The 10,938-nt window shown below is 70.9% G+C and carries 12 protein-coding genes and 4 pseudogenes; 11 read left to right on the top strand and 5 right to left on the bottom strand.

Annotated features, from left to right (window positions below; all coding sequences use genetic code 11):
* Positions 1-193: transposase (locus KBI5_RS25550; RefSeq protein WP_157902553.1), on the top strand; the 193-nt coding region annotated here is incomplete at its 5' end.
* The gene (locus tag KBI5_RS19390; protein WP_051623932.1) at positions 166-357 is read left to right on the top strand and encodes a hypothetical protein; all 192 of its coding nucleotides are present in this window, start codon (positions 166-168) and stop codon (positions 355-357) included. The genes KBI5_RS25550 and KBI5_RS19390, both read left to right, overlap by 28 nt.
* Before the next feature lie 113 nt (positions 358-470).
* Here KBI5_RS19390 and KBI5_RS19385 read toward each other — a convergent pair whose 3' ends face one another.
* A complete protein-coding gene (locus KBI5_RS19385) occupies positions 471-1,274 on the bottom strand; it encodes a GntR family transcriptional regulator (protein WP_085016033.1) in 804 nt (267 codons plus the stop codon).
* 123 nt (positions 1,275-1,397) lie between these two features.
* Here KBI5_RS19385 and KBI5_RS27100 point away from each other — a divergent pair, with 123 nt between their 5' ends.
* Positions 1,398-1,622, top strand: a complete 225-nt coding sequence (locus KBI5_RS27100) for a hypothetical protein (protein ID WP_023842092.1) — start codon at positions 1,398-1,400, stop codon at positions 1,620-1,622.
* The gene (locus KBI5_RS19380) at positions 1,619-2,173 is read left to right on the top strand and encodes a class I SAM-dependent methyltransferase (protein WP_241883025.1); all 555 of its coding nucleotides are present in this window, start codon (positions 1,619-1,621) and stop codon (positions 2,171-2,173) included. Before KBI5_RS27100 ends, KBI5_RS19380 begins: the two co-directional genes overlap by 4 nt.
* 15 nt (positions 2,174-2,188) lie before the next feature.
* On the opposite strand, the gene KBI5_RS19375 is transcribed toward KBI5_RS19380, so the two are convergent.
* The gene (locus tag KBI5_RS19375; RefSeq protein ID WP_023842090.1) at positions 2,189-3,154 is read right to left on the bottom strand and encodes a D-alanine--D-alanine ligase; all 966 of its coding nucleotides are present in this window, start codon (positions 3,152-3,154) and stop codon (positions 2,189-2,191) included.
* A gap of 28 nt (positions 3,155-3,182) precedes the next feature.
* Positions 3,183-4,382 (bottom strand): PLP-dependent aminotransferase family protein, encoded by a 1,200-nt coding sequence (locus tag KBI5_RS19370; RefSeq protein WP_043591715.1) that lies wholly within the window; start codon positions 4,380-4,382, stop codon positions 3,183-3,185.
* A gap of 191 nt (positions 4,383-4,573) precedes the next feature.
* Here KBI5_RS19370 and KBI5_RS19365 point away from each other — a divergent pair.
* The 4 genes and pseudogenes from KBI5_RS19365 to KBI5_RS19350 all read left to right on the top strand — a co-directional run.
* Positions 4,574-6,089, top strand: a pseudogene (locus KBI5_RS19365) (Hsp70 family protein); the annotation flags it as partial.
* A 287-nt stretch (positions 6,090-6,376) separates the two neighbouring features.
* Positions 6,377-6,568: pseudogene (locus tag KBI5_RS19360) on the top strand (hypothetical protein); the annotation flags it as partial.
* A gap of 74 nt (positions 6,569-6,642) precedes the next feature.
* Positions 6,643-6,966 (top strand): type II toxin-antitoxin system PemK/MazF family toxin, encoded by a 324-nt coding sequence (locus tag KBI5_RS19355; protein ID WP_035734471.1) that lies wholly within the window; start codon positions 6,643-6,645, stop codon positions 6,964-6,966.
* 168 nt (positions 6,967-7,134) lie between these two features.
* On the top strand, positions 7,135-7,758 hold the full coding sequence (locus KBI5_RS19350; protein ID WP_023842083.1) for an HAD-IA family hydrolase: 624 nt from the start codon (positions 7,135-7,137) through the stop codon (positions 7,756-7,758).
* 305 nt (positions 7,759-8,063) lie between these two features.
* Here the strand turns inward: KBI5_RS19350 and KBI5_RS28825 are convergent.
* Together KBI5_RS28825 and KBI5_RS19340 are read right to left on the bottom strand one after the other, a co-directional pair.
* Positions 8,064-8,171, bottom strand: a pseudogene (locus KBI5_RS28825) (VOC family protein); the annotation flags it as partial.
* Positions 8,172-8,229: 58 nt separating this feature from the next.
* Positions 8,230-8,568: pseudogene (locus tag KBI5_RS19340) on the bottom strand (transposase); the annotation flags it as partial.
* Positions 8,569-8,608: 40 nt separating this feature from the next.
* Between KBI5_RS19340 and KBI5_RS27095 the strand changes: the two are divergent.
* From KBI5_RS27095 to KBI5_RS19330, 3 genes are all read left to right on the top strand, one after another.
* On the top strand, positions 8,609-8,962 hold the full coding sequence (locus tag KBI5_RS27095) for an MFS transporter (RefSeq protein ID WP_198031067.1): 354 nt from the start codon (positions 8,609-8,611) through the stop codon (positions 8,960-8,962).
* Positions 8,962-9,996: an MFS transporter gene (locus KBI5_RS19335; RefSeq protein ID WP_198537810.1), complete on the top strand. Its 1,035-nt coding sequence runs from the start codon at positions 8,962-8,964 to the stop codon at positions 9,994-9,996. Before KBI5_RS27095 ends, KBI5_RS19335 begins: the two co-directional genes overlap by 1 nt.
* Before the next feature lie 119 nt (positions 9,997-10,115).
* The gene (locus KBI5_RS19330; protein WP_116289962.1) at positions 10,116-10,751 is read left to right on the top strand and encodes a TetR/AcrR family transcriptional regulator; all 636 of its coding nucleotides are present in this window, start codon (positions 10,116-10,118) and stop codon (positions 10,749-10,751) included.
* The last annotated feature ends 187 nt before the right edge of the window (positions 10,752-10,938 follow it).

The following is a 10,938-nucleotide window of genomic DNA, read 5'->3' as shown; positions in this document are numbered from 1 at the left end:
CCACGCCTCCGGTGGGAAGGCCCGGTCGGGTCGTAGCCGTCAGGGGTCGACGTGGCTGCGGACCGCGCTCACCGAGGCGGCGCACGCCGCCGCCCAGACACGCGGGACACCTATCTGGCCGCGCACTACGCCCAGATCCGGGGCCGCCGTGGCGTCCAGAAAGCCGTGGGGGCGATCCGCCACGACATTCTGATCGCCTACTGGCACATCGTCCACGACGACACCGTCTACCGGGACCTCGGCCCTGAATGGATGCGGCGCCGGCACAGCACGGAAGCCCAGCAGAAACGCCTCGTCGCCCAACTCGAGAAACTCGGCCTGAAAGTAACCATCGAACCCGAACAGCCCGCCGCCTGACCACCCAGGAGGAATAGCCACAACCGAACAGCCACGCTGTGACGCCGGGCCCGACCACCCGGCGCGGTCAGCCACGCCCGCAACCGACCCAGCCCACACCGGAAATCCTCACCTCAGAGGGCGGCTGGTCGGTTTTCCGCGCTGGCGGGTGCGGTGGGCCAGGCGGCGGTGTCGTCGCGGGTGATCGGCTGGCCGGTGACCTCGAAGCGGTGTCCGTCGAGGTAGGTGATCGTGACTTCGACGGGGCGTCCGCTGGTGCCGCTGATCGAGATGCGGGTGAGGACGAGCAGCGGGGTGCCGCGGGAGACGCCGAGGTCGCGGGCCTGCTCGGGGGTAGCCGCGGCGGCGCCGACGCGGGGGTGCCAGGTGAGGGGGCCGTGGCCGAAGTCGTGTTCGAGCCGCTCGTAGATACCTCCGGGTCCGGTGGAGGCGGCTTCGAGGATGGTGCCGCGGGCGAGCGCGGCGGGAAGGTAGGAGTCGGCGATCTGGACCGGGTGGCCGTCGGGGCCGACGATCCGGTGGCGTTCCAGCACATCGCTACCGATGGGGACGTCGAGGAGGCGGGCGATGTGTGGGGGCGCGGGCAGCCAGCGGCGGGTGGGTGGCGCAGTGGGTCGCCAGTGGCCGGCGGCGGCGTTGAAGATGTAGCCGAGTTCGTTGCGGCGGACCTGGCTGCCGACGTCGACGGGCTGCGGGGGTGCGGTGGGGTCGAGGACGAGGGCGCCGGAGCGGTCGGCGATGCGGATGCGGCCTTCGAGGGCCAAGAGGCCGAGGGCTTCGGTCAGGACGCCGCGGCCGACGGAGAACTCCGCGGTCAGCTGGCTGTGGCCGGGCAGGCGGCTGCCCACGGGGTAGGGGGTGGGGTCGGCGTCGAGGCGCCGGCGTAGCTCGGCGGCGATCTCCTCATATCTGGGCATACCGGCACTCCTCGTCACTCAAACTGTACCGGTACTGTTTTCGATCTCTCGATAGGATCACTCTTCCTGTACCGGTACAGCCGACGTTACCAGCGTGTAACGCCACGACGGGTGAGGTGTTCGATGCCAGCTGATCACTACCAGGAGTCGACGTACGGCGATGCGATCGCCGACACCTACGACGACCTCTACGGCACCTTCGCCGCGGACCCCGTGCAGATCAAGGTGCTCGCCGCGTTCGCCGGGGACGGCCCGGCGGTCGAGGTCGGCTCGGGCACCGGCCGGGTCGCGCTCCCCTGGCCCGCGCGGGGGTCCCGGTCGTCGGGATCGACGCTTCCGGGGAGATGACCCGCCAACTGCACCGATCCGCCGTGGCAGAGGGGCTTGCGGTCACCGCGGTCGAAGCCGACGCGGCGACCTTCACCGTCGCCGACCCGGTCCCCCTGGTCTATGCCGTGTTCAACACGTTCTTCCTCCTCGCCGACCGCGACGTCCAATCCCGGTTCCTGGCGCAGGCCGCGAAGGCCCTCGGCGACGGCGGATCGCTGGTGCTGGAGACGTTCGTGCCCCGGCCGGGGYGGCTGCCGGACGGGGCGCATCCCGGCATGTTCCCCGCCGACTCGGCCGTGCTGGTCAAGCAGCGCAGCACCGAGCGTGTGGTGCTGTTCGCCGCCACGAACACTCCCACCGCCCGCACCTTCGACTACCACGAGATCGTGCTGGCCGACGGTGCGCCGGTCCGGATGTACCCGGGTCGGATGCTCTACCTGTGGCCCGAGGAGATCGACGCCTTGGCGGCAGCCGCGGGTCTCCGACTCGCGTACCGGTGGGGCGACTGGGACGCCACCGCCTACGACCCCAACGCCGCCCGCAAGCACGTCTCGGTGTACCGCCGCTGAACGACGGTCCCGCGCTCAGCCGCGAGCGGCGTCGCGGCGGTCGTAGGCGTGGGCTGCGAGGTCGCGGCAGACCACGGCGAAGTCGAGACCGGCGGCGTGCAGCCCCATCGGCCAGGTGCTCGTGTCGGTCATGCCGGGGGCGACGTTCACCTCCAGGAACTGCGCGACCCCGTTCCCGTCGACGATCAGGTCGGTGCGGGACAGGTCTCGCAGGCCCAGCACCCGGTGCGCCGTGAGCGCGGTCTCGGCGGCGGCGCGCAGGATCTCCTCGCTGAGGCGGGCCGGGGTGAAGAACGAGGTGGCACCCGCGGTGTACCGGGCCGCGTAGTCGTACACCCCCGCCCTCGGCTCGATCTCGACGGCCGGCAGTGCGACCGGCCCCTCCCCGGTGTCGACGACCCCGATGGCGATCTCGACCCCGGCGACGGCCTGTTCGATCAGCGCCGAGTCGTGGTAGCCGAAGCAGCTCATCAGCGCCTCAGCGAGTTCACCCGCGTCCTCGACGCGCGTTACGCCGAACGCCGACCCTCCCGCGCGGGGCTTGACCACGACGGGCAGTCCCAGGCGGGCGACGATCCGCTCGATCAGCGCGGCGGCCCCCAGATCGTGAAAGGCCTCGCGGGGCAGCGTCACCGCCGCCGGGGTCGCCACCCCCGCCGCGGCGACCGCCGCCTTCGCTGTCGCCTTGTCGAACGCCACCCGGCACGCCGGGGGCAGGGCGCCGACGTAGGGCAGGTCGTACAGATCCAGCACTTCGCGGATCGTGCCGTCCTCCCCCGAGGTCCCGTGTAGTACCGGGAACACCACGTCGGGCGGGTCGGCAGCCAGCGCGGGCAGCGTCGCGGCGTCGACATCCGCCAGCTCGGCCTCGACCCCGATGCGGGCCAGCGCGTCGCGCAGCTTCCCCCCCGAATGCAGGGAGACCTCCCGCTCGGGGGACAGCCCGCCGGCGAGGATCAGCACACGGCCCAGATCAGTCATCGTCGGATCCTTCACGGTGTCGGGCATATCAGGGACGGGAGGGGTGGGAACCGAAGGTGTCACGCAGGGCCAGCTCGTCGCGCACGACCGCGCTGAGGCGACCGACCCCCTCCCGGATACGCTCCGGGGACGGGTAGCAGTACGACAACCGCATGCTGATACCACCCGACCCGTCGGCGTAGAACCCGACCCCGGGCACATAGGCCACCCGGGCGGCGATCGCCCGCGGCAACATCGCCTTCGTGTTCACCCCGTCCGGCAGCGTCAACCACACGAAGAACCCCCCGTCCGGCCGAGTCCAGGACGCACCGGCGGGCATCGCCTCGTCCAGGGCGTCGAGCATGGCGTCGCGGCGCTCCCGGTACATCTCCCGGAACGCCTTCACCTGCTCCGTCCACGGCTGCGTCGCCAGATACCGCTCCACCGCCAGCTGCGTGAACATCGACTGCGACAGGATCGCCGACTCCGCCGCCAACACCAGCCGCGCCGTCACCGCCGGCGGAGCCAGCGCCCACCCCACCCGCAGCCCCGGCGCCAACGTCTTCGAGAACGACCCCAGATACACCACGTCGTCCGCCGCGTCGGCGCGCATCGCCCGCACCGGCTCACCCGTGAACGACAGCAACCCGTACGGGTTGTCCTCCACCACCAGCACCCCCGCCCGGCGGCACAGCTCGATCACCTCGGACCGCCGCGGCGCCGTCAGCGTGATCCCCCCGGGATTCTGAAACGTCGGCACCGTGTACAGCAACTTCACTTGGGCACCGTCCGCGGCCAGCCGCGCCAACATCTCCGCAAGCGCGCCCGGCGACAGGCCGTCGCCATCCATCGGCACATGCACGATCCGCGCCTGATAGGCCGCGAACGTGTTGATCGCCGTCACGTAGGTCGGCCCCTCGGTGACGACCACGTCGCCCGGGTCGATGAACACGCGGGTGAGCAGATCCAGCGCCTGCTGCGACCCGGCGGTCACCACCACATTGTCAGGGTGGGCGTCGGTGATGCCCTCCATCGCCATCACGTCACAGATCCGCGCCCGCAACCCCGGATCGCCCTGCGCCGAGCCGTACTGCAGCGCCACCGCACCCCGGCTGCGCACCAGCTCCGAGACCGTCGCCGCGACCGCCTCCAACGGAAGGACGTCCACCGGGGGCATGCCGCCGGCGAGTGACACGATCTCGGGACGGGATGCCACCGCGAACAACGCCCGAACCTCGCTCGCGATCATCCCCTGAGCACGCTGGGCGTACTGATCCCGCCACCGATCGAGAGTCACGCTCCGCGACACTACCTGCCGTACCCACCTCACCGCACACCAAGCCGCGACCACCACGACGATCGCCATCCGCCCTGCCAGTCCTCGACGCCATCACGATCATCCTATCGAGGCGTCGCTACGACCGTTTGACCCCGCCCTCCACTGTCCGGTCCGTCACCCGCCGCCTGGGCGCCGGCTGGAGCGTCGACATCGACGGCGATAGGTACCTCGCGCAGCAGATCCTCGCCTTCCTGCTGTCCGATCTCGTTCGCGGTGCCGAGGCCCACCTCGGCGAGGCCGTGGGCTCGGCCGTCATCTCGGTCCCCGTGACCGCCGGCTACCCGCTGCGGCGGGCGGCGGCCGAAGCCGCGGCGATCGCCGGCCTGAGAGCCGAGCTGCTCATCAGCGGCCCCACCCTGACGGGCCTCGCCTACGCCCACGACAAGGGAGACCGGGAACAGACGATCCTGGTCTTCGATCTTGGCGGTGGCACCCTGGACGTGTCGGTGCTGGAGCTCGGGGACGGTGTGGTCGACGTGAAGTCGACGGCGGGCGACCCGGGCCTCGACGGCGGGCGACCCGGGCCTCGGCGGCGACGACTGGGACCAGCGGATCATCGATCATCTGGTCAGGACCTTCCAGGGCCGGCACGGCGTCGACCTCGGCACGGACAGGACGGCGCTGGAGCGGCTACGGGAGGCCGCCGAGAAGGCCAGGATCGAACTGTCGCAGTCCACCCAGACCTCGATCACCCTGCCCTACCTCACCACCTCGGCCGAGGGCCCGCTGCACCTGGATGTGACCCTAACGCGGGCCGAGTTCCAGCGAATGACCCAGGATCTGATCGACCGCTGTCGGATCCCGTTCCGGCAGGCCGTCAAGGACGCCGGGATCAAGGCCAGCCGAATCGACCACGTCGTGCTCATCGGCGGCTGCACCCGGATGCCGGCCGTCGTCGACCTGGTGCGCGAGCTGACCGGCGGCAAGGAGCCGAACAAGAGCGTCAACCCCGACGAGGTCGTCGCCGTCGGCGCCGCGCTGCGGGCCGGTATCAGGATGGGGGAGGTCAGGGACGTCTTTGACCTCGATGTCATTCCGCTGTCCCTGGGCGTCGAGACCGAGGGCGGCGCCATGACCACGTTGATCGAGCGCAACACCACGATCCCGACGAAGCGCTCCGACATCTTCACGACGGCCGAGGACAACCAGCCGTCCGTGCGGATCCAGGTGCTCCAGGGCGAGCACGAGATGGCGGCCCACAACAGGAAGCTCGACAGGTTCGAACTCACCGGCCTGCCCGCGGCGCGGCGCAACGTGCCGCGGATCGAGGTAACCATCGACATCGACGGCGACATGTACGTCTCGGCGAAGGACCTCGGCACCGGCCGGGAGCTGTCGGCGCAACTCGGCGCGGACACCGCGCTGTCGCGACAGGACCTCGACCGGATGACGGCGATCGCGCGCAGGCAGTTCGACCAGGACCGCCGACGCCGCGAGGAGGCCGAGACCCGCAACCAGGCCGAGTCACTGGCCCACGCGGCCGAACGACTCCTCGCCGAGCGCGGGAGCCGGTCCAGAGCCGCCGCCCGCGCCGACGTCGAACGAGGGCTCGCCACACTGCGCGCTGCCCTCGCCGGCAGCGACCCCGCCGCGATCCGCGCCGCCGCCGAGGACCTGCGAAGACGGCTCCGACGCACCGCAGGCACACCCGAACTGCTCAAACGACCCTGGCGGCGCGCCGGACGTACGGAACCTTGATCGCGGCAGTCGGCGTACTGCGCCCGAGCCGTGCGGCGTGTGCAACGCGGGTGCGGACCAAGGGCCGTCCGGACTACCTAAAGATGCTGGTGAGACGCCTGAAACTATGCCGGCACGATCGGTACCACCCCCAGGACACACATGCCTCGATCTGCGCGTCCRCCAAACCCACCCCGACTGTTGTACGTTTGTTGTACGGTGGCCTCATGAGTGTCGGGTTCCGTCCCACCGAARAGGACCTCCGGATCGTCGAGGCCAACCGCCGTCAGGACGAGAAGACCAGCGACGTCATCCGGCGTGCCCTGCGGCTGCTGGACCGGGAGGCGTGGGAGACGCGCGCCCGCGAGGACATGCACCGGCTGCGGAACGAGGACCTGTCCGCCGAGCCCGACGCGTGGGGGTATGACACCAACGGCAATATTGTGATCACAGGTACGAACCTCGCGGTACCAGCCAGGTCCCAGGACCAGCCCTGATCCGCGGGGCGGTATACCCGGTCGACCTCGGCGACGCCAAGCGCGGGCATGAACAGCGGGGGCGTCGGCTCGGCCTCGTCCTGAGCATGGAACAGAACACGTGGTCCACGGTCACGATCGCTCCCACGTCGACCAGCGCGCAGGCATCCACCTTCAGACCAGAGGTGATCATTGCGGGACGGTCGACCAGGATCCTGATCGACCAGATCCGGACCATCGACAGCGCCTATGTCGCGGGTGAACTCGTGGACTACCTCTCCCGCGATGACATGGCCCAGGTCGAGCACACCCTCTCGCGCTACCTCGGCCTGCTTCGCTAACGCGTCGCCCGGTGCTCCCCGTAGATCAACCTCCCCTCACGACTGGACACCCACCGGGCATCTTGTGGACGTCCCCCCAGCAGCCTCCGCCTGGCGGGCCAGACTCTGTGGGACATCTGTGAGAACGGCTGCCCCATTGACCCGGTCTCGAAAAGGAGGCGAAGATCGGTGGCAGGCGTCAGGCACGTGCTGTTCGACGCGGACGGAGTCCTTCAGGAGATCCCTGGAGGTTGGTACGCGGCGATGGAGCCGTACCTGGGCGAGCGTTCGCGGGAGTTCCTCCACCGGACCTGGAAGGACGAGCTCCCGATGCTCGCGGGGCGCGGTGACTACATGCCGGTGCTCGCGGCGACCCTGGCCGAGTTCGCCGTATCGACGCCGGTCGAAGACGTGTACCGAGACGTGTGGCACCGGATCGACGTCATGGACGAATCTCTCGCGCTGGTCCGGGCCCTGCGGTTGCGCGGTTACGGTGTCCATCTCGGCACGAACCAGGAGCGGCACCGCGCCGCCTACATGCGCTCGGCGCTTGGCTACGACCGCTTGTTCAACGTCAGCTGCTACTCCTGCGACCTCGGCATCGCCAAGCCCGCCCCCGCCTTCTTCACCGAGGCCGCCCGCCGCATCGGCGTGGACCCGGCCAGCATCCTGTTCATCGACGACAACGAGAAGAACATCGCAGGCGCCCGTATCGCTGGTCTCGCCGCGGAGCAGTGGACCATCACCCAGGGCCGCCACACCCTGCTCCCCTTGCTCGCCCGACATGACGTCATCCCAGACCACACGGGTTGATTCACTCGCAGCAGGATTCCACCAGACGTCGGGCCGCTGGAACCATGTCGCCGCACAGTCCCATCGGCCGAGCCGCGCGGCATGTGCACCCCAGGGATGGACCCGGGATGCGACCCGATCAMCCAAAAGATGCCGGTCAGAACCTTGATGGCGGTACAGGCACGGTCGGTACCATCCCCGGGTTGCAGATGCAAGGCCGCTTGGGCTCCGCCCTTCCGCAGGCCGCACTTTGGCTTATTTCGTCCATATGGATGAAGGGTGGCCCGGTCAGGGCCCACAAAAGCCCTGGCCGGGCCGGCGCTGGCTCAGAGCACCGTCGGCTGGTGGTGGCTGCCGTACGGACGGGTGATGATTTCCATACCATGCCCCGCCGGATCCATAAAGTACACGCCCAGGCCACCGTGGTTTCGGTTGGGGGGTGTCAAGATAACGGCTCTGCCAAGATAACGGTGTAAATCGGGTTGAGGTGGGCTACTTGCGGCCTGCGGTGAGCCGGCCGTCGAACGCGACGTCGAAGGCGTTGAGAGCGCCCTTCCAGCGGATCACCCAGCGCTTGCGGCCCTGCCCGGTGGGGTCGAGGCTCATGACCGCCAGGTAGATGCACTTCAGCGCGGCGGTCTCGTTCGGGAAGTGCCCGCGGGCCCGGACCGCGCGGCGGATCCGGGCGTTGACGCTCTCGATCGCGTTGGTCGAGCAGATCACCCGGCGGATCTCGGCGTCGAAGGCCAGGAACGGCGTGAACTCCGCCCAGGCGTTCTCCCACAACCGGACGATCGCCGGATACTTCCCGCCCCAGGCCTCGGCGAACTCCAGCCACCRCTCGGTGGCCGCGATCCTCCTGGTCGGGCTGGTGGCGGTGCTGCTGGACACCACCATCGTCAACGTCGCCACCGCGCGGCTGGCCACGGACCTGCACACCGGCGTCTCCGTGGTGCAGTGGGTGAGCACCGCGTTCCTGCTCGCCCTCGGCGTGAGCATCCCGCTGACCGCCTGGGCCGTCGGCCGCTTCGGCGGCCGGGCGGTGTGGCTGGCGGGCGTCGCGCTGTTCACGGTCGGCTCGGCGCTGGCCGGCGCGTCGTGGAACATCGGCGGCCTGATCGCCTTCCGGGTGGTCCAGGGACTCGGCGGCGGACTGATGCTGCCGGTGCAGCAGACCCTGCTGGTGCGCGCCGCCGGCCCGGCCCGGCCCGGCTGGGGCGGGTGATGGCCGCGATCAGCCTGCCCGCCGTGGTGGTCCCGATCCTGGGCCCCGTGGTCGGCGGCCTGATCCTGCAGGCGGCGAGCTGGCGCTGGATCTTCCTCATCAACGTGCCGATCGGCCTGCTCGCCTTCGTCCTGGCCTGGCGCGGGCTGGACCGCGACCAGGACCGGCAGCGCCGCCCGCTGGACGTCGCGGGCCTGGTGCTGTTCGTCCCCGGCGCGGTCGCCCTGCTCTACGCCCTGACCCGGGTCGCGCAGCTCGGCGTCCGGCCGGGGGCCTGGGTGCCGCTGGCCCTCGGCGTCCTGCTCCTGGCCGGGTTCGCGGTCTACGCGGCGCGGGTCGGCGACGCCGCGATGCTCGACGTCCGGCTGTTCCGGGTCCGGTCGTTCGCGGCCTCCTCGGCGCTGCTGTTCCTGTCCGGGCTGTCGCTGTACGGGGTGGCGTTCCTGCTACCCCTCTTCTACCAGCAGGTCCGCGGATACTCCGCGCTGACCGCGGGGCTCCTGCTGGCTCCCCAGGGCATCGGCAGCCTGGCGGCGCGCAGGTCCGTCGGCAAGCTCTCGGACCGCTACGGGCCGCGTCCGGTTGTGCTCGCCGGGGTGGTGTGCGCGCTGGTCGGGAGCCTGCCGTTCGGCTGGGCCGGCGTGCACGGCGGCCAGGTGCCGCAGATCGCCGGCCTGGTGGTGCGCGGGGCGGGGCTGTCGGCGGTGAACATCGCCGTGATGGTCGCCGCCTTCCAGGGCCTGTCCAAGGACCGGATCCCGCACGCCAGCAGCACCACCCGGATTCTGCTCCAGGTGGGCGGCTCGTTCGGGGTGGCGGTGGCCGCCGTGGTGCTTCAGCACGAGCTGGCCGGGCACCCCGGCGGCCCGGTGGCGCACGCCTCCGGGTTCGGCGCCGCGTTCCTGTGGATGACCGCGTTCACCGTGGTCGCCGTGCCGCCGGCGCTGATGCTGCCAGGTAGGCGGCGGCCGGAACCCGAGGCGGCCGCGGCCGCCCCGCCCGTGACCCCGGCGGGGTCCGAGGCGCAGAGTTGACCGGCCCCCGGTGCCCGGCCTGGTGCCCGAGCACGTCGCCGCTCCGAAAGGCATGCACTAACCTGGGGGAGAGCCGGCCGGGCCCGTCGGCGTCGCGGCCGTCACCGAGGGATCCGCACATGGCCACTGAGACATCCCCGCCCGCTGGGATCCCACCCGCCGAAGTCCCGGCCGCCGAGCGCCCGGTCGCGCCGGCGATGCGCGCCGACGCCCGGCGCAACCGGGCCCGGGTGCTGAAGGCCGCGCAGGAGGCCTTCGCCTCCGTGGGGCTCCAGGTCGGCCTGGACGAGATCGCCCGCCGGGCCGGGGTCGGCGCCGGGACCGTCTACCGGCACTTCCCGACCAAGGAGGCCCTCTTCGACGCGGTGATCCTGGACCGCGCGCAGCGCCTGGTGGACCGCGCCGAGGAGCTGGCCGACGCCCCCGAGCCGGGCGCGGCCTTCTTCGCCTTCATCTCCGGGATGCACCGGGAGAGCGCCGCCAAGCGTGACCTCATCGACGCCGTGGCCGGGATAGGCGTCGACATTACCGCCAGCCTCACCGACGTCAACCGCGGCCTGTGGGCCGCCGTCGAGGTGCTGATGCGCCGGGCCCAGCAGGCCGGGACGGTGCGGACGGACGTGGACATCACCCTGCTCAAGGTTCTGCTGCGCGCCGTGTTCATCGCCAACGACGGCGTGGGCGGCGGGCCGAAGGAGGCCGACGGTGTGATGGCCGTGATCTGCGACGGGCTGCGAGCGCAAGCGGCCCGGTGAGACCGGTTCCGGTCTCACCGGGCCGTCGGCGGCGCCGCTGCTCAGCCGTCCGACTTCGGCTGACTCAGTCGGCTGACGCCGGGGCGAGTCTCCCCTCAGCGCCCGGCGGCTCGGCCGGGATCGGAGGTCCGGCAGCCGCCTGGACCAGCGCGCCCAGGCCGGTTTCCCCGTCCTGGTCGGCGAGCAC

Origin of the sequence: Frankia sp. KB5, assembly GCF_002099325.1 — a bacterium.
GTDB lineage: Bacteria > Actinomycetota > Actinomycetes > Frankiales > Frankiaceae > Frankia > Frankia casuarinae.
Note: the sequence above shows the minus strand (reverse complement) of the source record. Positions and strands in the feature narration are given on the sequence as shown.

What these genes read in the sequence shown, in the direction of transcription:
- KBI5_RS19370 (WP_043591715.1), bottom strand. Translation starts at nt 4,382, where the DNA reads ATGATCGCGAGCGAGGTTCGGGCGTTGTTCGCGGTGGCATCCCGTCCC.
- KBI5_RS19375 (WP_023842090.1), bottom strand. Translation starts at nt 3,154, where the DNA reads ATGACTGATCTGGGCCGTGTGCTGATCCTCGCCGGCGGGCTGTCCCCC.
- KBI5_RS19335 (WP_198537810.1), top strand. Translation starts at nt 8,962, where the DNA reads ATGGCCGCGATCAGCCTGCCCGCCGTGGTGGTCCCGATCCTGGGCCCC.
- KBI5_RS19385 (WP_085016033.1), bottom strand. Translation starts at nt 1,274, where the DNA reads ATGCCCAGATATGAGGAGATCGCCGCCGAGCTACGCCGGCGCCTCGAC.
- KBI5_RS27100 (WP_023842092.1), top strand. Translation starts at nt 1,398, where the DNA reads ATGCCAGCTGATCACTACCAGGAGTCGACGTACGGCGATGCGATCGCC.
- KBI5_RS19330 (WP_116289962.1), top strand. Translation starts at nt 10,116, where the DNA reads ATGGCCACTGAGACATCCCCGCCCGCTGGGATCCCACCCGCCGAAGTC.